This window comes from Acidiferrimicrobium sp. IK, from assembly GCF_025499425.1.
GTDB lineage: Bacteria > Actinomycetota > Acidimicrobiia > Acidimicrobiales > Palsa-688 > Acidiferrimicrobium.
On sequence record NZ_JAIMCB010000016.1, the window covers coordinates 38,684 to 56,991 of the forward strand.

An 18,308-nucleotide genomic window follows, 5' to 3' on the forward strand; every position below is an offset into this window, starting at 1 on the left:
AAGGACAACGTGGGACGCCTCGATGGAGAAGTCGCAATAGTGACCGGCGCTAGCCGGGGTCTCGGTCGGGCCATCGCCCGTGCCTTCGCAGCAGAGGGCGCAGCGGTCGCCGTCGTCGCTCGCACAGAGCAGGTATGGGACCAGCGCCTGCCGGGCACGATCGGCGAGACGGTCGCGCAGATCGAGGCCGACGGAGGCCGGGCGGTCGCCGTTCGTGCAGACCTGCTCGATCCGGCCGACCCCGCTCGCCTGGTACAGGCTGCCCGTGACGCGCTGGGTCCGGTCACCCTGCTGGTCAACAACGCTGCGTTCACCGCGCCGGGCCGCCCACCAAGGGACGGCGCCGGGACCGCGCCACCACCCGCCCCAGCAGTGGCCGCGGACATCGCCAAGGCCGACTGGCCGGCCTTCCTCGGCACCCGCCGCAGCGCCTTCGAACGGCACTTTCGCATCGCCGTGTTCGCTGCCTACGAGCTCATGCAGCTGGCCGCCGCCGAGATGATCCGGACCGGGCACGGCTCGATCGTCAACATCACATCCGGCGCGTCGCGCATGCCCGGCGATGGCCCCTATGCCGACCGAAGCGAAGGGATTCTCCCGGGCTATGGCGGGTCAAAGGCCGCCCTCGAGCACCTGACCCAGTGCGCAGCATTCGAACTGCAGGAGCACGGGATCGCCGTCAACGCTCTTTCACCGTCCAAGGCGATCATCACACCCGGCGTTCAGTACTACTCCCGTCGGTTCGACGATGTCGGATCGAGTGACGACTTCGCCGAGGCGGCTGTTCGGCTGAGCCTCGTGGACGCCGGTACGGTCACAGGGAGGACGATCGGCCACCTCGAGGTGCTCGACGGCAGCTTTCGGCCGTGGGCCACTTGAGCAGCGGCGGTTCCCGGCGGCGGGAGGCGCTTGACGGGAGGTCGGCCTAGGGCGCCATCTGTTGCCTAACCCCGTCGCAGCAGGCACCGGCGTTTGCCGGGCCCGATCAATGGGGATCCTCCTCAGCATGGGGCACGGTGTGGGGTGGATGCCATGAAGGCCGTGGTCTCGCATGCCGTCCCCGGCCGCGTCGGCGACCGCGTCGCCCGCTTCGGACTGGCGGCCCGGGCCGTGATCTATCTCTTGGTCGGGTGGCTGGCGATCCAGATCGCGCTCGGGCAGGGGCAGCGCCAGGCCAACCAGCGCGGCGCCCTGGCCGACGTCGCCGGGCGCCCCTTCGGGGTCGCGCTGCTGGCGGTGCTCGGCGCCGGCCTCGGGGCGTACTCGCTGTGGCGCTTGAGCGAGGCGCTGCTCGGCGTGGGGCCCGGCGACGGCGCCGCCGACCGGGTACGGGCTTTGGTCAGTGGCGTCGTCTACGCCGCGCTGTGCGCCAGCGCGTTCGAGTTCGTCGCCGGGCGGTCTCAGCAGGGCCAGTCGCAGCAGCAGGCGACCCTGACGGCCCGGGTGATGCGCCACGGCGGCGGGCGGTGGCTGGTCGGGGTGATCGGGGCGGTCGTGGTGGTGGTCGGCGTGGGGATGATCGTGGAGGCGGCGAGGGGCCGCTTCCAAGAGCGGCTCCGGACCGGGGAGATGCCGGTTCGGAGCCGTCAACTGGTGCGGTGGTTGGGTACCGCCGGCGGCGTGGCCAGGGGACTGGCGCTGGTGCTCGCCGGCGCGCTGGTCCTCGACGCCGCCGCCACCTTCGACCCGGCCAAGTCCACCGGGCTGGACGGAGCCCTGCGCACCCTCGCCGACCGGGCTTACGGTCCCGAGCTGCTCGGAGCGGTCGCGGCCGGCCTAGTGGCGTTCGGTCTGTATTGCTGCGCCGAGGCTCGGTGGGTCAGGACCTAGCCTGCGGTCACGCCATCACCGCAGCGGTAGCGTCTGGCAGCTCGTCGCGACCGGCCCGCACCAGCGCCACGGTGGCCAGGAAGGCAACGGCCAAGACCGCCGCCGACAACACGAACGCCACCGTGTAGCCATGCACGGTGGCGGCCATCACCTTGGCTTGGTGGACCGCCAGGTAGCTGGTGGTGGCCGACGCGGCCACGGTGTTGAGCAGGGCGGTGCCCAGGGACCCGCCGACTTGCTGGGTGGTGTTGACCAGCGCACTGGCCACGCCGGCGTCGTGGTCGGCGACTCCGATCAGGGCGGTGCTGGACAGCGGCACGAACACCAGGCCCATCCCGAGGCTCATGAGCAGCTCGGCCGGCAGGACGTGACTCGGGTAACCAGTCGCGGGGCCGATCTGGGTCAGCCACACCATGCCGGCCGTAGCGGCGAGCAGTCCGACGGCCATCAAGTTGCGCGGACCGGTGCGGGGAAGGATCTGGCTGGCGGCGCCGGCGCTGACGATGATCCCTGCGGAGAACGGCAGGAACGCCAGGCCGGACTTCAAGGCGCTGTAGTGCAGGGTGCCCTGGAAGTAGTAGGTCAGGAACAGGAACATCCCGAACAGCGCCGTTCCGACCAGCAGCGACGCCAGGAACGACCCGCCCCGGTTGCGGTCGAGCACGACACGCAGCGGCAGGAGGGGGTGGGCGCTTCGCATCTCGAGGGTCACGAACGCTGCGAGCAGAACCGCGGCGCCGGCGAGCAGGGCGACGGTGGTGACCGACGCCCATCCGTCGGTCTCCGCCTTGGTGAAGCCGTACACCAGCGCGACCAGTCCCAAGGTGACCGTGATCGCCCCGGGCAGGTCGTAGTGTGCATCGCCTTCAACCTGGCTTTCGTGCACCACCACCGTGGCCGCCACGGCCGCCACGATGGCGACGGGAACGTTGACGAGCAGGCACCAACGCCATGACACGTACTCGGTGAGCAGGCCGCCGAGGATCAGACCGAGCGCGGCGCCGCCGCCGGAGATCGCTCCGTAGACGCCGAAGGCCCGGGCCCGTTCCCTCGGCTCGGTGAAGGTGACGGTCAGAAGCGACAGGGCGGCGGGCGCCATGATCGCGGCGAAGGCTCCTTGGAGGGCCCGGGCGCCGAAGAGCAGCGCAGCGTCGGGGGCCAGGCCGCCGAGGGCCGACGCCGCGGCGAAGCCCAGCAGACCGACGGTGAACACCCGCTTGCGGCCCATGTAGTCGGAGATCCGGCCGCCGAGGAGCAGCAGGCCGCCGAAGGCGAGGGTATAGGCGGTGACGACCCACTGGCGGTCGGCGTTGGAGATGTGCAGGGCCCGTTGGGCAGAGGGGAGGGCGATGGTGACGATCGATGCGTCCAGCACGATCATCAGCTGCGATACGGCGATGACCACGAGGGCCAGCCATCGCCGGGAGTCTTTGGAGGTCGCGTCGGGGCGCGCCGAAACAGAGAGTGTGGACATGTGTGCTCCTGAAGCTCGGGTGGGGGGAGGGGCGGGAGGGGCGGGCTGGCGCTCAGGCGCCCTGGCGGGCGGGAGCGGTGAGGAGGGGGATGAGGATGTCGTCGACCAGGCGCCGAACGAAGGGTTCGTCCGGGGGCTGACCCAGGACGAACAGGCGCATGAACAGCGCGCCGGGGAGGACGTCGAGGACCAGGTCGGGGGTGACCGAGTCGCCGAGCTCGCCGCGGTGACGGGCCCGGCGCAGGACCGCCTCCACTGCGCGCTGCTTGTCGTCGTGGGTCTGGCTGCGCATCAACGCGCCCAGCTCCGGGTCCTTGGCCGATGCTGCGAGCAACCCGACCATGAGCGGGCCGTCGGTACCGGACATGGCGAGGAGGAACTGGCGGACCATTCCCTCGAGGTCACCGGCCAGGGTGCCGGTGTCTGGGAGGTCCGCGTCGATGCAGGACCGTCGGCGCATGGCGTCCACGATCAGCGACGCTTTGTCGGGCCAGTGCCGGTAGATAGTTGCCTTGGACGCCTTGGCCCGCTGGGCCACCGCGTCCATGGTCAGACGGTCGTAACCGACTTCTGCGACCACTTCGATGGCGGCGTCCAATATGGCGTTGCTGCGCGCCTCACCTCGGCGGGTACCGGGGCAACTCAGCTTGTCGGCGAAGGACATGGGCGGCTCTGCGTTGTGAACGAAACTGTTTCGTTCACAACGTAGGCCATCCTCCGCCATTTGACAAGGGGGATGTTCCGAGCTCTCAGCTCAGTCGTCGTGCAGCACTCGCCCGTCGGCGAGGCCGACCATCGCCACCTGGCCTATCCGCCCCTGGGCGTCGTATACGTCGGCCGTGCCGACCGAGATGCCAGTGGCAGCGGAGCGGGAGGTGGCATCCAGCCCGATCCACTCCCCTACTGGCAGCCGGGCCAGCACCAGGGTCAGGTCCGCGTTGATGTGTCCGATCCCACGGGTGCCGGTGTTGATCTGCCCGTTGGCATGATCAGCAGCGAGCGCCACGCGCACCAGCGGACTGGCTGCGACATCAGGCAGGAACGGGTGGGTCTCGCGCAACCACACCCGGCGGGGTCCAGCGGACGCGGAACCCGTGACCGTGCGCTGGTCCCAGGGCATCAAGAAACCCCGGTGGAGGGACTCACGCTCGATCGCCTGCGGAGCGGGCACGTCCCACCGGGGCGGGTCCCACACCTGGTTGATCGGATCGCTACTGCGGCGCGCCAGGAGCACGGTCCCCCTGCAAGTGAGGGTCCCGGCCGCGTGGACTGACACGTCCACGACCCGAAGGCGCCGTCCGTCGCGTACCACGGCACTGCTGACATCGAGTGGCGCCATGGGGGTGGGACGGAACATGTCTACGGTCAAGCGGGCCGGCTGCAGGTCGGGTCCTCCATGGCGTTCGGCTCCCCATGCCACCATTGCCGCCAGGTACCGACCCATGATCGTGTCAGCGGCCCATCCGCTCGCGGTGAGGTCGGTCGGGATGAGGTGGTCGCCGTCGAAGGTGAACGCAGCCGGTCGGGGATCCTCCATGTTGGTTGACACTACCGTCGAGTTGGTGCGCTAGGTTCGAGCCGTGGACCTCGAGCTGCGGGACAAGCGGGTGTTCGTCAGCGGAAGCAGCTCGGGGATCGGGGCCGGGATCGCCCGCTACCTAGCCGCCGAGGGGACGCAGGTGGTCGTCCACGGGCGCAACACCGAGCGGCTGGAGCTAGTTCGCTCCGAGCTTGCCGAGACAGGTGCGGACGTCGTGGCAGCACCCGGGGACCTGGCGACCGACGAGGGCGCCGAGCACGCTGCGAGCATCGCCCTCGAGGCGTTCGGCGGCATCGACATCCTGGTAAACAACGCTGGAGGCTCCTCGCCCGACCATCGCAAGTCGTGGTTCGACCTGCCCCTCGGTGAGTGGAGCGCCACCTACGAGATGAACGTAGTGGCGGCCGGACGCCTCATCCACCGTTTCGTGCCCGGAATGCGGGAGCGACAATGGGGGCGGGTCATCCAGATCTCGAGCGCCGCGGGCATCATCCCCACGTCCGGGCAGCCCGACTATGGCCCGGCCAAGGCGGCCATGATCAACCTCTCGATGGGGCTGTCCAAGGCATTGGCGGCAACGGGAATCACCGTCAACACCGTGACCCCGGGCATGATCATGACCGAGGGCCTCATGAACTTCCTGCGGGCGTTTGCAGCCAAGCGGGGCTGGGGTGAGGACACCGACCGGGCCGCGGAGTACGTCCTGAAGGGCTGCGGGCAGACGGTCGACCGGATCGGGCAGGTCGAGGACATCGCCTACGCGGTGGCGTTCCTGGCCAGCCCCAAAGGTAGCTTTCTCAATGGCGTCAATCTCCATGTGGACGGCGGGGGGACGCAGTCGATCTACTGACCGGGAGGGCCAAATGACCGATGGGACCAACCAGGCCGGCGAGGGCATCCTCGACGGTGTTCGCGTCCTCGACCTGTCGACGGGCATCGCTGGCCCGGTCGCAACGATGCTGCTGGCCGAGGTCGGCGCCGACGTGGTCAAGGTCGAGCCGTCCCTACGGGATCCCGGACGGGACCACCCGGGGTACCGGACATGGAACCGCAGCAAGCGCAGCGTGGCGCTGGACATCTCGGCCGAGGAAGGCAGGCGGCAGCTCGAGCAGCTGCTCGGCGCCGCCGACGTGTTGGTTCACGAGATGGGCCCGGCGGCCGCAGCGGCTGCCGGCCTCGACGACGACGCCCTCGCCGCCCGTCACCCCCGACTCATCGTGTCGTCGGTCCTGTCATGGCCAGCCAACCATCCCGACGCGGACCGCCCAGTCGACGAGACGCTGGCCATGGCTCGCCTCGGAGTTTTCGACGAGCAGCTTCCTTGGATGCGGAGCGGGCCGACGTTCCTGCGCTTCCCGATCGGGAGCTGGGGTGCGGTTTACACCGCCGCCACGGGTATCATCGCCCGCCTGATCCACCGGCGGCGCACCGGCATCGCCGGTCCGGCCCACACCAGCCTGGTGCAAGGAGCCATGGTCCCCATCGGCATGCACTGGTCGAGGGCGGAGAGGCCGTCGGCGGCGCTGGCCGCCGGCTTCCCCAAGGAGGGGCGGGGGTCGCAAGCGACCATCTACGAGTGCCGCGACGGCGGCTGGATCCACGTGATGGGCAACCCGCTGCAGGTACCCCGCATCGCCGATTTCGTAGCCGGCTACGAGGGGGAGGGCCCGGTCCCTTTCGCCCTTCGCCACCCCGGGATCGACTGGGTCAACCCGGCCACCGCACTGGTCGCCAACTTCCGCACAGCACCCCGAAGCGTTTGGCTCGAGGAGCTGTGGACCAACGACGTACCGGTCCAGCCATGCGAGCCTTTCGGTGCCGTCTTCGATGACGAGCAGGCTCGAACCAATGGCTACGTCATCGACATCGACGACCCGGAGGAGGGCTCAATCACCGTCGGCGGCATGCCACTGACGGTCACGCCGCCCCAGACAATCAAGGGCCCCGCTCCGGCGCAGGGGGCCCACACCGCCGAGGTGCTGGCCGAGTGGACGGCTGCTGACGCCGCCGAGCCTGAAGCCCCCTCGACAGGTGAGCGCTCCGCCCTTCGCTACCCGCTCGAGGGCGTAAAGGTGCTGGACCTGGGCAACTACCTGGCCGGGCCATACGCCGCCCAGATGCTCGCCGACCTCGGAGCCGACGTGGTCAAGCTGGAGTCCACCACCGGTGACCCCATGCGGGCCGCTGCATGGCCTTTCGCAGGCTGCCAACGTGGCAAGCGGGGACTCGCCCTCGACCTCAAGTCCCCAGAGGCCCGTCCAGCGCTCGAAGCGGCCCTCGCCTGGGCCGACGTCGTTCACCACAACCTGCGTATGCCGGCGGCCCGCCGCCTCGGCCTGGACTACGACTCGGTCAGGCTCGTCAACCCCGACGTGGTGTTCTGCCATGCCAGCTCTTACGGTCCGCTCGGTGCGCGCGCGGACTGGCCCGGCTACGACCAACTCTTCCAGGCCCAGTGCGGATGGGAGGTAGAAGGCGCGGGCGAGGGCAACCCCCCGATGTGGCTGCGGTTCGGGTTCATGGATCACCAGTGCGCGATGTCCTCGGCCGTCGCCACCCTCTTGGCTCTCTACTACCGCGACCGAACAGGCAAGGGCCAGGCGGTCGCCGGCTCGCTCCTCGGCGCGGGCGCACTGACCGCGAGTGAGACGTTCCGCCGCCGCGACGGGACGCTGGCTCCTCACGCTCGCCTCGATGCCCTGCAGATCGGCGTGTCCGAGGGCCGGCGCATCGTGGAGGTCATGGACGGGTGGCTAGCCGTCGCGGCCGATCGCCCCGACCAGATCAACGCCTTGCGCGACGTCAACCTCCGAGGCCAGGGGCTCGACGATGCCCTGGGCGAACTGGCCGCGGCAGGCGTGCCGGCGGAGGAGGTCCGCCTCGAGCAGCGCTACCCATTTTTCGACGATCCCGCCAACCAGGCGGCCGGCCTGGTCGCCGCCTACGACCATGCCGAGTGGGGGAAGCTCGAGCAGCCAGGGGGCCTGTGGTGGTTCGCCAACCTGAACGTGCGGCTGGAACTGGCGCCGCCGGCCCTGGGTGAGCACACCGTCGAGGTCCTCGGGGACATGGGACTGGACCGGGGCACCATCGACGCGCTCATCGCCGGGAGGATCGCCGTCCAGCACGGCCATTCGCCGCAGGACACCCCGCCCACCGGCACCTAGCGACGCGGGCGGGCGGTCCGCACTCTAGTAGCGACCCTCTTCTTCGACGTAGGTGCCGCTGCCGTCGCGCACCACCCGGCGGCTGCGCCGGTAGTTGCTGCCGCCGAAGCCGCCCCACGATCCCCAGAAGATCAGGGACAGGACCAGACCCAAAGCCCCGACGATCATGAGGATGAGGCCGATGGTATTGAGGTTGAAGCCCTTCGTCTGCACCTTCACTGCGAAATCCAGGATCGCGCCAACGGCGATCAAGACGATGCTGGTTCCGACTCCCATGCTGCCTCCTCGGTAGTTTCCGGTGCGATTACAGCTGAGCGATCTGGGCCATTCGCGCCGGTACGAATGGCTCCGGCAAAGATCGCGACGATGAGCACCAGGGCGCTCACCACGAAGATCGTCACTGGCTGACCTCCGCTGTGGATACGAGCTCCGGCCGCCGCCGGAACGAGGGCCGGCGCCTCGGGGGCACCGGCTTCTCGTCGGCGACGGCCACGCGGCTGAGGCGTTCGAGGGCCGAAAGTGCCTCGGCTAGTGGGCTCAACTCGCTGGGCACGACACGACCAGCCTTAGTAGTAGTGCCTGCGGCCGCCCACGGCGCGGCCTGTCGATCCGAGCAGCAGCAGGACCAGACCCACCACCAGGGCGATCAGCCCCAGGGTCCACAAGATGGGGACTCCAAGAATGAAGCCGAGCAACAAAAGGACCACTCCGACTGCGATCATCTACTTATCTCCTCCCGACTGCCGCCCCTAGGTAGAGCAGCATGTGCTGTGCCACATATGTTCCCGGGATTCACTCGATCGAACCCCAGAAATTCGAGAAATAGCAGCGGGAGGATCGGGTCTTACGCTGGAAAAGACTGTCTAACTGACGCGCCGAATACCACCCCAAAGCACGTGGGGTGATTCCGTTTCGCCGGACTGTATGGACGGCGGCTGGCTGGCCTCGACGGCGGACGCTGGTCCGGCTAGGGCCGCTCGCTAAGCTCTGGCGGGGCAGGCTGCGAGCCCGAGCGGGCGTGGGATCGGCTCTCCGGGGCGCTCGGTGCGCCGCCCGGCGCCGCGCCGCTCGGCGTTGCCGCGTCGCTGCTCGCCGGTTCGCCCCGATGCGCTGGGGTGGCAGGAACTGCGGGCGTCGCCGGGGCGGCCCGGATAGCCGGATCAGCTCCCCCAGCCGAGCCCGCTGGCTTGGCTGGGTCTGCGGGGTTCGCCCGCTCCGCCGGTTTGGCAGAATCTGCCGGTTTGGCGGGATCTGCCGGTTTGGTGGCGGCTGCAGGGAGCGCCGGCTCTGCGGGGCTGGCCGGGTCGGTCGCGTCGGCGGGGTCCGCGGGGTGTGCCGGGGTGGCCCGGTCCGGGTTGTCCCGACCGGAACGGTCGGCCGGCGTCGCCGGGATGGCCGGCGTCGCCCGAGTGGCCGGCGTCGCCCGAGTGGCCGGCGTCGCCCGAGTGGCCGGCGTCGCCCGAGTGGCCGGCGTCGCCCGAGTGGCCGGCGTCGCCCGAGTGGCCGGCGTCGCCGGAGTGGCGGGTGGGGTAGGGCGCGCCGTGTGGGCGGGGGGCGAGGGGTGACTCCCGACGGGGGAGGGCAGGAATGACGGCAGCGTGCCGGTCGCCGCCGCCGCCGCAGAGCCGGCTCCGACGACGGCCACCGCGGCGACCGCCGCCAGCTTTACCGGCAGGGCCTTGGCCAGGATGGCGCGCCGCCTGCTCGCGGCCCTCCCTCGCTTGGCGCCGGGCGCAGCGACGCCCACAGCCGCAGCAGCAGCTGCTGCTGCGGCGGGGACGACGAAGGCCTCGGATCGGATCTCGTCGGCGGCGGGCGGAGCCAGGGACCGCTGCACCATCGCCGCCACCTGGGCGTAGCCCGGGGGGGCGTCCTCCGGAGGGACCGCGCCAGCGAGCAGGCGGTCCGCGGTGGTGAGATCGACGGCAGGACGAGGCATTTCACCGTATAGATCGCGCTCGATGCTCAAAGCGTTAACGCCCCGTCGGGAAATTTCTCGGCCAGCCGGCGCAGAGCCTTGTGCTGCAGGACCCGCACTGTGCCTGGACGCTTGTGAAGGATCGCCGCGACCTGCTCGACGTCGAGCCCTCCGAGGACCCGGAGCAAGACGACATCGGCCTGGTCCGGGGAGAGGACCTCGCAGAGGAGCCGGACCGTGCCGTGGGCGGCGTCGGCATCCACGACCGACTGCTCGACGTCGGCCCGCCCGGGCAGAGCGTCCAGCCCGTCCGCGCCGGCGCCTCGAGCTGGCCGGCGTCCGCAGTCTCGCCAGTGCTGCACCAGGCGGCGCCGGGCGATCGTGAACAGCCAGGCACGAAACGACGTTTCGTCGCCGGCGAAGCCTCGTAGCTGGCGGGCGGCCAGCAGCCACGTCTCGGAGGCGAGGTCCTCGGCCTCGGCTGGCGCCTGGGCCGCGAAGTACCGGAGGAGCCGGTGGTTGAGTTCTCGGTACAGCACGGCGAACGCCCACTCGGCCCCCGATTGCGCGGCGGCCAGCACCGACTCGAACGGATCACCGATCACCCCGCGCTCCCCGTCGGTTCCGCCATCTCGGATAGCTCAGCACATCCCCGCTCCCCCCGACCGAGCCGAGCCGCGCAATACAGGCACGGATTTCCGCTCGCGGAGTTACCATACGACCGGAAAGGGGCCATTGGCCACGAGGGTTGGCTGCCCGCTTGCGCAGCGCAGCCCTCAACGCTCCCGGCCGATCGACGAGGTGAAGAGACATGGGCGTCCCGACAACACAGGGTCCCGTCGTTCGGGCAGAACGACCGGCCGCCTTGCAGAGTCAGGCCGCGGTCACCAAGGAGCGGCTGGTCGTCGCGTTCGCGGTGGCGTTCGCGGAGCGGGGATACCTCGCCGTCAACTTGAACGAGGTGTTGGGCGAATTGGGGCTGACCAAAGGCGCCTTTTACTTCCATTTTCGGTCGAAAGACGACGTCGCCCGGGAAATCGTGCAACGCCAGTACGACCTGTGGGAGTCGACCCAGCAGGCGGCCCTGGCGTCGCAGGCCGCCACCCTTGACACCCTGGTCGACACCGTGCGCAGCGTGTGCCGGGTGTACCAGACCGATCCCATCGCCAGGGGCGGTGGGCGCCTGTCCTCGGAGCGCTCGATCATCCAGGCCGAGCTGCCGCGGCCGTTCGTCGGCTGGATCGACGCCTTCAGTGAGCTGCTCGCCAACGGCCAGGCCCGGGGTGACGTGGCCGCCGGGATCGACCCGCGCCAACACGCCAACCTGCTGGTGGCGTTCCTCTACGGCGCGCTGATGGTGTCGGGCGAGCTGTCCCGCCGCCAGGACCTGATGGCCCGCATCGACGCGCTCTGGGAAGTCCTCCTCCCGGCGTTGACACCCCCGGCTTCGGTCCCGCGTCCCGCGGCGCCGACCGCGAGCTCCTAGTCGCCGGGCCGGCGAGCGCACGCTGAGGTCCCGGCGGCTCGTTAGGGTTTCGTCGGTGGGTCACAGCGGAGACGGACAGGCGGGTTCAAGTGAGCGCATCGGCCAGCAGGAACGGGCCGGGGGGCCGGTCGCGGGCGACCCGGCGCTGCTGCGGGCGGTGTTCGACGTCGTCGCCGCCGGCCTGTACGTGGTCGACGCCCAGGGGTACATCCAGCTGGCCAACCCCGGCGCGCAGTCGCTGCTCGGCTACCCGGAGGACCGGATGCTCGGCGTGCGTTCCCACGACCTTTTCCATTACATCGACGCCACCGGCAAGCACCGCCGAGCCGAGAACTGCCCGCTCATCCACGCGGCGCGCGTCGGGCGGTCGGCGGCGTCGGACAGCGACGTGTTCGTCCGCAGCAACGGGGCGCTGTTGCCGGTGGCTTGGAGCTCGGCGCCGATCCTCGACGATGGGCGCCCCTTCGGGGCGGTGGTCGTCTTCTACGACATCACCCGCCGGGTCGCGGCCGACCTCCGCCACGACGTGGAGCTGGCAGAGGCCCGCCAGGCCAGCGAGGCGGCGGCCGCAGAAGCCGCCCGGACGGCCTTCCTGGCCGACACCACCTCCGCTCTAATAAGCACCCTCGACGTGGACGAGGCCCTGGCCCGCTTGGCCCGCCTGCTCGTGCCCCGCTTCGCCGACTGGTGCGTCATCGACCTGCTCGAGGAGGAGGGGGAGGTGCGGCGGGTCACGGTGGCCCACACCGAGCCGGCGATGGTGCCCCGCCTCGGCATCGATGCCGCCATCCGCTTCACGATCCCAGACAGCGGAGACGCTCCGCTCCGGCGGGTCCTGCGGGGCGCGCCGTCGGTGGTGCTCGACGACTTCGCGCCCGAGCACTGGCAGGGCAGCGAGATGGAGCGCAACCAGCTCGGGCTGTTCACCCGCCTGGGGGCAGCCGACGCGTTGATCGTCGGCCTCCGGGCCCGCCAGGCGGTCATCGGGGCGGTCACCTTGACCCGCACCCAACCGCATCCCTTCGACGCCGACGACCGGGCGCTGGCGGAGGACATCGCGCTGCGGGCCGGCATCGCCATCGACAACGCCCGGCTGTTCACCAACACCCGCAGCACGGCCGAGGCCCTGCAGCGCAGCCTGCTGCCGATCCTGCCCGCCGGCGGCGACCTCGAGCTGTGCGCCTCATACATCCCCGCCGGCCACGACGCCGAGGTCGGCGGTGACTGGTACGACGCCTACGTCCTGCGGGACGGCTCGACCGCGGTGGTGCTGGGCGACGTCGTGGGCCACGACCTCGAGGCCGCGACCCGGATGGGTGACATCCGCAACCATCTGCGGGCCGCCAGCCTGACCACCACCGACCCGGCGGAGGTGATGCGCCTGCTCGACCAGGCGATGGACCAGTTCGTGCCCGGCGCCACCGCCACGGCAGTGTTCGCCCGGGTGGAGCGGAGCCTGGATGACGAGGGGGCCCCCGAGCTTCGCTTCCGGTGGAGCAACGCCGGCCACCCCCCGCCGCTGCTGGTCCTGCCGGACGGGACCAGCCGCTATCTCGAGGCGGAGCCGGACCCGCTGCTCGGCGTCGACCCGTCACTGCCCCGCACCCGGCAGTCCGAGCCGCTGCCGCCGGGAGCGACCGTCCTGCTCTACAGCGACGGCCTGGTCGAGGACCGAGGCACCGGCCTCGAGCCCGGCTTGTCGCGACTGCGGCGCGCGGCGTCCCGGCTCGCTCCGCAAGGGGCCCGTCAGCTCTGCGACCACCTCGTCGAGGAGCTAGGCCGGGAGGCCGCCGACGACATCGCGTTCATCATCGTCTCCGCCCCCTCCGAAGGCCTGGACGGGGCAGCACCCGAAATCCACGAAAGGCCCCGGTAGAAGCCCATGAGCCTCGACGATCCGCCTGCCGCCGCGCCGCCTTTTGCCGGAGCGGTCCGCTCCGTCCCGTTCTGGCTGGTCGACGCCTTCAGCGGCGAGGCGTGGCGGGGCAACCCGGCCGGGGTGTGCGTCCTGGACGGGCCCGCCCCCGACGCCTGGATGGCCGCCGTCGCGGCCGAGGTCAACGCGGCCGAGACGGCGTTCCTCTCCCCCGGCGCCGGTCCCGGCGAGTGGGCGCTGCGTTGGTTTACCCCGGCGACGGAGGTGGACCTCTGCGGGCACGCCACCCTGGCCGGCGCCCACACCCTGTGGAGCTACGGCCTGGCCGACGGCCCGCTGGCCTTCTCGACCCGAAGCGGGGTGCTGCGCGCCGAGGGGCGAGCCGGCCGGGTCGGCTTGGACTTCCCCGCGCTGGCCGCCGCCCCCGCCGACCTGCCCGCCGGCGTGTCCGCGGCGCTCGGCGCGCCGGTGCGCTGGGCCGGGCGCAATCAGACCAACTGGCTGGTCGAGCTGGCGGACGCGGCGGCGGTGCGCGCCTTGGCGCCCGACATGGCCGGGCTGGTGGACATGGGCGCCCAGGGCCTCATCGTTACCGCGCAAGGCGAGGAGGGCAGCGACTTCGTCTCCCGGTACTTCGCTCCGGCGGTGGGGGTGCCCGAAGACCCGGTGACGGGGTCCGCGCATTGCACCCTGGCGCCGTTTTGGGCGGCTCGCCTGGGGCGGGACCGCCTTCGGGGCCACCAGGTGTCGAGGCGCGGGGGGTGGGTCGAGGTGGCCGTCGCCGGCGACCGGGTGGTGCTCACCGGCGAGGCGGTGACCGTCATCGCCGGCGCGGTCCGCGGCTGGTAGCAGCCGGCGACGGGTAGGTCACACGAAGATCGGCTCCTCGGGTTCCTCCCCGGCGAGCAGGTCGCAGGTCGGGCAGTACCAGCGGACCTCCATCGGGGTGCCGCACAGCCGGTGGCGGGCGGTGGCACCGCCGCCGCCCTGCGCCCCCCACTCGGCGAGCAGCCGCAACGCGCCGGCCAGGCTGCGCCCCGTCGCGGTCAGATCGTAGGAGTAGCGGGCAGGACGGCGCGAGTAGGGCTCGGCCACCACCACCCGCTGCGCCTCGAGGTGACGGAGCCGCTGAGCGAGCATGTTGGTCGCTATACCGCTGACCGCCTGCTGCAGCTCGCCGTAGCGGAGCGGGCCGTCGAGCAGGGCGTCGACGATCAGCAGCGACCAGCGGTCGCCGACCCGGCCGAGCGCGGAGGCCAGGGGCGAGGAGGGGGCGTCGTCGGCTGGCACCGGCCCATTGTCCTGGATTGCGGGTGGCTCCGGGCGGCCCGGCGCCGGGCCGACCGCGGTCAGTGGGCGCACCAGCATCCTGGGCGGGGCGCTCCGGCGGCCGCCTAGCCCTGCAGTACCGTCGCGGGCGGAAGCGGCGACCGCCGCTGACGTCTTTCGACGGATCCCCCCGTCCGTTCGTGCAGAAGGGCAGCCACCAATGGTCGACGACGAAACCGTTATCGCCGAGCGCCACATCGATCTGGGCACCGATCCCCTCCACGTCCTCATCAGCACCGACACCGCCGAAGGCTTCTGGCGGGTCCAGGTCCAGGACCCGGCGTCGACCCGGGAGGTGTCGACGACGACGATGGACGGCGAGGACTCGTTCCTCTGGCCGCTCATCCGCGACGCGCTGGCCGGTGACGCCCCGTCGTGGCAGCACCTGGCCCACTGGGGCCAGGGCGCGTTGAGCGGCCGGGGCCCCGGGCTGCGCAGCGCATAGACCCCGGCCGCGGTCGGGCCGTGCGGCGGCGGCCGGTAGCATCACGGTCGTGAAGGCTTTCCGCCGGGCCGTGGTGTCGCTCATCGTGGCTGCGGGCGCCATGGTCGTGGTCCGCCTGCGCGGCAGCGGCGGGACACCCCCCCGCCGCGGCGGCTGGCGGGAGCTTCCGCCCGACGAGCTGGGCTGAGGCGCCCGTGCGCGTCGCGGTGGTCGGCCTCGGTGCTGTCGGGGTCCGGGCTGCCCGCCACCTCCTCGCCGCCGGCGCCGCCGGCCGAGACCCCGCCGGCCGAGACCCGGGCGGCCACGACCCGGACCGGGCCGGGCTCGACTGGGGGGAGGAGCGGCCCTCGTCGGTGGAGGTGACCCTCGTCCACCGGTCCCTGGCCCGCCTCACCTTCGTCCAGCAGGACCTGGGCTTGCCGGTCCGGGTTGTCTGCGGGGGACCCGACGACCTGCCCGACGACCTCGACGTCGTGGTCCTGACCGTCCCCCGCGACGTCCGGGCCGGCGCCGAAGCGGCCCTGCTTCGCGGCGCGCACGCCGTCGCGACCTGCGACGACCCGAGCGAGGTTCGGGCCCTTCTCGCCCTCGACAGCGAAGCCAGAGAACGGGGATTGAGCGTGGTGGCGGGCGCCGCGTTCGCGCCCGGCGTGTCCTGCGTCCTGGCCCGGTGGGCCGCCGGACGCCTGGACCGGGTCACCGAGATCCACGTGGCGTCCATGGGCACGGGCGGCCCGGCGTGCGCCCGGCGCCACCACCGGGCGCTGTCGTCGCCGGCCATCGACTACCACGACGGGGCGTGGGTCCGCCGTCCCGGCGGGTCAGGCCGGGAGCTGGTGTGGTTCCCCGAACCGGTCGGCGGCGCCGACTGCTACCGGGCGGGGGTCTGCGACCCGGTGCTGCTGGTCCCGGCGTTCCCGGGCGTGCGGAAGGTGACCGCCCGCCTCGAGGCCACCCGCCGGGATCGCCTGACGTCTTGGATGCCGATGCTGCGCCCCCCTCACCCCGAGGGCCTGCTCGGCGCGGTACGCGTCGAGGTCCGCGGCTTCGCCGCCGGCGAGGCCGGGACCGTGGCGGTCGGCGCGTCCGTCCCGCCGGCGCTCGGCGCCGGCGCGGCGGCGGCGACCACCGCGCTGTGGGCCGGGCGCGGCCGCCTGGCCGGCCCCGGCGCCGGCGGTTTGGCTGAGATGGTCGACCGCCCAGCCGAGTGGCTGCGCGACATCGGCCGGCGAGGCATCAGGACCTGTGTCTTCGAGGGCGCCGACGCCCTCGCCCCCCTCCCCGCCTGACCGGCAGCGGCACCTTCCCGTCGCAGCCCGTCGGTACTGTGCTCAGGCATGGCGGCTGCGAGGCAACGGCGGGGGTGGGCGACGCTCGGGGCGGGATGCGCCGCGGTGGGTCTGGCCGCGACCGGGATGGCCGGCTGCGGGTCCTCGTCGCCGGGGCCGGGCGTGACGGTCAGCGGGTTCGTCGCTGCGCTGTCACACAAGGACTACGCGGCGGCGGCGTCCCTGGTCGACGCGCCCCCCGCCGACCTGGCCGCCACCTACCAGGCGGCGGCCACCGACCTCGGCGTGACCGCCGCCTCCTACCAGGCAGGGGCGCCGGTCACCAAGGGCTCCACCGCCACCGCCCCCCTGACCTGGCACGTGACCATCGGCGCCTACGGCCCACTCGACATCCACTCGACGGTCAACTTGCACAAGCTCGGGGGGCGCTGGAAGGTGGTGTGGGGCCCGGCCACCGTCGCCGACCAGCTCGGCGCCGGTGACCACTTCTCGGTCACCCGGACGTGGCCGGCCCGAGCCCCGGTGCTCGGCGCGAACGGCGCGTCCCTGACCCCGGCAGGGGTGACGGTCGGGCTGGTCGGCCAGCGGATCAAGGACCCGGCGCAGCTCACCTCGATCATGGTGGCAGCCGGCTTCCCGGCCGGCGCGGTCGCCTCGGCCGTCCACGACGCTCAGGCCAACCCGACGCAGCTGGTCCCGGTGGGGACCATCCCGGAGTCGACCTACCAGAGCCTCAAAACCGCGGCCGCGCCTAACCTCTACAGCGTCGGCGGCACCAGCTTCACCGGTGGTGCGCAGACCCCGCTGACCCCCGACCTCGGCACCCACCTACTCGGCGTGGTCGGGCCGATAACCGCCGCGCAGCTGAAGACCCTCGGGGCGCCGTACTCGGCCACCTCGCGCGTCGGGCAGAACGGGATCGAGGCGGTCTACGAGCGGACCCTCGCCGGGACGCCGGCGGTGACCGTCGCGGTTCGCGACGCCAAGGGGACCACCGTCGCCACCCTGGCCCGCAAGGCCGCCACCCCCGGGACGCCGGTCACCACCTCCGTCGACCCCGCCGTGCAGCAGGCGGCCGAAGCGGCCATGGACGGGGTGGCGCCGACCGTCCAGGCCGCGATGGTGGTCCTCAGGGCGTCCACCGGCCAGATCCTCGCCTCGGTCAGCCGCCCGACCGCCACCCCCTTCGATGTCGCCCTCGACGCCCGGGTGCCGCCCGGCTCGACGTTCAAGGTGGTCACCAGCACCGCCCTGCTCCAGCACGGCGACACCCCCTCGACGCCGGCCACCTGCCCCCAGACGATCACCGTCAACGGCCAGTCGTTCCACAACTTCGAGGGCGAAGCCGCCCCCAACCTCGACCTGGCCACCGCGTTCGCGGTGTCGTGCAACACCGCGTTCATCGGGCTGACCCGCTCCCTGCCCCCCGCCGCGCTGCCCCAGGCCGGGGCGCTGTTCGGGCTGGGCACCACGCCCAAGCCGGGGCTCGGCGTTGCCGGGACGTCGGTGCCGACCCCGACCGACGCCAACCAGCTGGCCAGCACGACCATCGGTCAAGCCGGGGTGGTCGTCTCCCCCCTGGCCATGGCGTCGATGGCGGCCACGGTCGACGCCGGCTCTTACCACCCGCCGCGTCTGGTGGCGGGCGCCCCAGACGACACCGCCGCCGCCACCCCGCTCCCGGCGGGCGTCGCCGCGGCCCTTCGCAGCCTCATGGCCGGCGTCGTCACCGGCAACGGCACTGCGGCGGGCGCCGGCCTGCCGGCGGGAACCTACGGCAAGACCGGCACGGCCGAGTTCGGCGCCGGGCCCAACCCCCCTACGCACGCGTGGTTCGTCGGGTTCAAGGGTGACATCGCGTTCGCGGTGTTCGTATACGGCGGCGGTGTGGGCGGCGTGGTCGCCGCGCCCCTGGCCGCCAAGCTCCTCTCGGCGCTCCCGGCCGGGGCGTGAG

At 72.0% G+C, this 18,308-nt stretch carries 20 protein-coding genes; 13 read left to right on the forward strand and 7 right to left on the reverse strand.

Annotated features, from left to right (window positions below):
- Positions 1 to 9: 9 nt before the first annotated feature.
- Both K6U06_RS20805 and K6U06_RS20810 read left to right on the forward strand, forming a co-directional pair.
- A complete protein-coding gene (locus K6U06_RS20805; RefSeq protein ID WP_410051115.1) occupies positions 10 to 879 on the forward strand; it encodes an SDR family NAD(P)-dependent oxidoreductase in 870 nt (289 codons plus the stop codon).
- Between the two features lie 153 nt (positions 880 to 1,032).
- The gene (locus K6U06_RS20810) at positions 1,033 to 1,830 is read left to right on the forward strand and encodes a DUF1206 domain-containing protein (protein ID WP_262323897.1); all 798 of its coding nucleotides are present in this window, start codon (positions 1,033 to 1,035) and stop codon (positions 1,828 to 1,830) included.
- A 7-nt stretch (positions 1,831 to 1,837) separates the two neighbouring features.
- Here the strand turns inward: K6U06_RS20810 and K6U06_RS20815 are convergent, their stop codons facing one another.
- The 3 genes from K6U06_RS20815 to K6U06_RS20825 all read right to left on the reverse strand — a co-directional run bounded on the left by K6U06_RS20815 (position 1,838) and on the right by K6U06_RS20825 (position 4,841).
- Positions 1,838 to 3,304, reverse strand: a complete 1,467-nt coding sequence (locus tag K6U06_RS20815; RefSeq protein ID WP_262323898.1) for an MFS transporter — start codon at positions 3,302 to 3,304, stop codon at positions 1,838 to 1,840.
- 52 nt (positions 3,305 to 3,356) lie between these two features.
- Positions 3,357 to 3,968, reverse strand: coding sequence for a TetR/AcrR family transcriptional regulator (locus K6U06_RS20820; protein ID WP_262323899.1), 612 nt, complete (start codon positions 3,966 to 3,968; stop codon positions 3,357 to 3,359).
- Between the two features lie 90 nt (positions 3,969 to 4,058).
- On the reverse strand, positions 4,059 to 4,841 hold the full coding sequence (locus K6U06_RS20825; RefSeq protein ID WP_262323900.1) for a thioesterase family protein: 783 nt from the start codon (positions 4,839 to 4,841) through the stop codon (positions 4,059 to 4,061).
- Between the two features lie 43 nt (positions 4,842 to 4,884).
- Here K6U06_RS20825 and K6U06_RS20830 point away from each other — a divergent pair, with 43 nt between their 5' ends.
- The gene (locus K6U06_RS20830; RefSeq protein WP_262323901.1) at positions 4,885 to 5,694 is read left to right on the forward strand and encodes an SDR family NAD(P)-dependent oxidoreductase; all 810 of its coding nucleotides are present in this window, start codon (positions 4,885 to 4,887) and stop codon (positions 5,692 to 5,694) included.
- Positions 5,695 to 5,707: 13 nt separating this feature from the next.
- Positions 5,708 to 8,011: a CoA transferase gene (locus K6U06_RS20835; RefSeq protein ID WP_262323902.1), complete on the forward strand. Its 2,304-nt coding sequence runs from the start codon at positions 5,708 to 5,710 to the stop codon at positions 8,009 to 8,011.
- A gap of 24 nt (positions 8,012 to 8,035) precedes the next feature.
- Here K6U06_RS20835 and K6U06_RS20840 read toward each other — a convergent pair whose 3' ends face one another.
- Both K6U06_RS20840 and K6U06_RS20845 read right to left on the reverse strand, forming a co-directional pair.
- Complete coding sequence (locus tag K6U06_RS20840; protein WP_262323903.1) at positions 8,036 to 8,287, reverse strand: hypothetical protein; 252 nt, start codon at positions 8,285 to 8,287, stop codon at positions 8,036 to 8,038.
- Between the two features lie 290 nt (positions 8,288 to 8,577).
- Positions 8,578 to 8,733, reverse strand: a complete 156-nt coding sequence (locus tag K6U06_RS20845; protein WP_262323904.1) for a DUF6131 family protein — start codon at positions 8,731 to 8,733, stop codon at positions 8,578 to 8,580.
- A 519-nt stretch (positions 8,734 to 9,252) separates the two neighbouring features.
- Between K6U06_RS20845 and K6U06_RS20850 the strand changes: the two genes are divergently transcribed.
- Together K6U06_RS20850 and K6U06_RS20855 are read left to right on the forward strand one after the other, a co-directional pair.
- The gene (locus tag K6U06_RS20850; RefSeq protein ID WP_262323905.1) at positions 9,253 to 9,576 is read left to right on the forward strand and encodes a hypothetical protein; all 324 of its coding nucleotides are present in this window, start codon (positions 9,253 to 9,255) and stop codon (positions 9,574 to 9,576) included.
- Between the two features lie 33 nt (positions 9,577 to 9,609).
- Positions 9,610 to 9,870, forward strand: a complete 261-nt coding sequence (locus K6U06_RS20855) for a hypothetical protein (protein ID WP_262323906.1) — start codon at positions 9,610 to 9,612, stop codon at positions 9,868 to 9,870.
- Between the two features lie 106 nt (positions 9,871 to 9,976).
- Here the strand turns inward: K6U06_RS20855 and K6U06_RS20860 are convergent, their stop codons facing one another.
- Complete coding sequence (locus K6U06_RS20860; protein WP_262323907.1) at positions 9,977 to 10,534, reverse strand: RNA polymerase sigma factor; 558 nt, start codon at positions 10,532 to 10,534, stop codon at positions 9,977 to 9,979.
- A gap of 260 nt (positions 10,535 to 10,794) precedes the next feature.
- Between K6U06_RS20860 and K6U06_RS20865 the strand changes: the two genes are divergently transcribed.
- Genes K6U06_RS20865 through K6U06_RS20875 form a run of 3 tightly spaced genes read left to right on the forward strand, consistent with a single transcriptional unit; the run spans position 10,795 to position 14,140 of the window.
- Positions 10,795 to 11,415, forward strand: coding sequence for a ScbR family autoregulator-binding transcription factor (locus K6U06_RS20865; RefSeq protein WP_262323908.1), 621 nt, complete (start codon positions 10,795 to 10,797; stop codon positions 11,413 to 11,415).
- A gap of 55 nt (positions 11,416 to 11,470) precedes the next feature.
- Positions 11,471 to 13,291: a SpoIIE family protein phosphatase gene (locus tag K6U06_RS20870; protein WP_262323909.1), complete on the forward strand. Its 1,821-nt coding sequence runs from the start codon at positions 11,471 to 11,473 to the stop codon at positions 13,289 to 13,291.
- Positions 13,292 to 13,297: 6 nt separating this feature from the next.
- On the forward strand, positions 13,298 to 14,140 hold the full coding sequence (locus K6U06_RS20875; RefSeq protein ID WP_262323910.1) for a PhzF family phenazine biosynthesis protein: 843 nt from the start codon (positions 13,298 to 13,300) through the stop codon (positions 14,138 to 14,140).
- Between the two features lie 18 nt (positions 14,141 to 14,158).
- On the opposite strand, the gene K6U06_RS20880 is transcribed toward K6U06_RS20875, so the two are convergent.
- Positions 14,159 to 14,581: a winged helix-turn-helix transcriptional regulator gene (locus tag K6U06_RS20880; RefSeq protein ID WP_262323911.1), complete on the reverse strand. Its 423-nt coding sequence runs from the start codon at positions 14,579 to 14,581 to the stop codon at positions 14,159 to 14,161.
- 199 nt (positions 14,582 to 14,780) lie between these two features.
- Between K6U06_RS20880 and K6U06_RS20885 the strand changes: the two genes are divergently transcribed.
- The 4 genes from K6U06_RS20885 to K6U06_RS20900 are packed head-to-tail and all read left to right on the forward strand — an operon-like array spanning position 14,781 to position 18,307.
- The gene (locus K6U06_RS20885) at positions 14,781 to 15,065 is read left to right on the forward strand and encodes a hypothetical protein (protein WP_262323912.1); all 285 of its coding nucleotides are present in this window, start codon (positions 14,781 to 14,783) and stop codon (positions 15,063 to 15,065) included.
- Positions 15,066 to 15,114: 49 nt separating this feature from the next.
- The gene (locus tag K6U06_RS20890; protein WP_262323913.1) at positions 15,115 to 15,252 is read left to right on the forward strand and encodes a hypothetical protein; all 138 of its coding nucleotides are present in this window, start codon (positions 15,115 to 15,117) and stop codon (positions 15,250 to 15,252) included.
- 7 nt (positions 15,253 to 15,259) lie between these two features.
- Complete coding sequence (locus K6U06_RS20895) at positions 15,260 to 16,354, forward strand: hypothetical protein (RefSeq protein ID WP_262323914.1); 1,095 nt, start codon at positions 15,260 to 15,262, stop codon at positions 16,352 to 16,354.
- Positions 16,355 to 16,402: 48 nt separating this feature from the next.
- Entirely contained in the window at positions 16,403 to 18,307 is a 1,905-nt protein-coding gene (locus K6U06_RS20900; RefSeq protein WP_262323915.1) for a penicillin-binding transpeptidase domain-containing protein, read from the forward strand.
- Position 18,308: the final 1 nt, after the last annotated feature.

What these genes read in the sequence shown, in the direction of transcription:
- K6U06_RS20810 (WP_262323897.1), top strand. Translation starts at nt 1,033, where the DNA reads ATGAAGGCCGTGGTCTCGCATGCCGTCCCCGGCCGCGTCGGCGACCGC.
- K6U06_RS20825 (WP_262323900.1), bottom strand. Translation starts at nt 4,841, where the DNA reads ATGGAGGATCCCCGACCGGCTGCGTTCACCTTCGACGGCGACCACCTC.
- K6U06_RS20820 (WP_262323899.1), bottom strand. Translation starts at nt 3,968, where the DNA reads ATGTCCTTCGCCGACAAGCTGAGTTGCCCCGGTACCCGCCGAGGTGAG.
- K6U06_RS20875 (WP_262323910.1), top strand. Translation starts at nt 13,298, where the DNA reads ATGAGCCTCGACGATCCGCCTGCCGCCGCGCCGCCTTTTGCCGGAGCG.
- K6U06_RS20900 (WP_262323915.1), top strand. Translation starts at nt 16,403, where the DNA reads ATGGCGGCTGCGAGGCAACGGCGGGGGTGGGCGACGCTCGGGGCGGGA.
- K6U06_RS20815 (WP_262323898.1), bottom strand. Translation starts at nt 3,304, where the DNA reads ATGTCCACACTCTCTGTTTCGGCGCGCCCCGACGCGACCTCCAAAGAC.
- K6U06_RS20885 (WP_262323912.1), top strand. Translation starts at nt 14,781, where the DNA reads ATGGTCGACGACGAAACCGTTATCGCCGAGCGCCACATCGATCTGGGC.
- K6U06_RS20835 (WP_262323902.1), top strand. Translation starts at nt 5,708, where the DNA reads ATGACCGATGGGACCAACCAGGCCGGCGAGGGCATCCTCGACGGTGTT.
- K6U06_RS20840 (WP_262323903.1), bottom strand. Translation starts at nt 8,287, where the DNA reads ATGGGAGTCGGAACCAGCATCGTCTTGATCGCCGTTGGCGCGATCCTG.
- K6U06_RS20845 (WP_262323904.1), bottom strand. Translation starts at nt 8,733, where the DNA reads ATGATCGCAGTCGGAGTGGTCCTTTTGTTGCTCGGCTTCATTCTTGGA.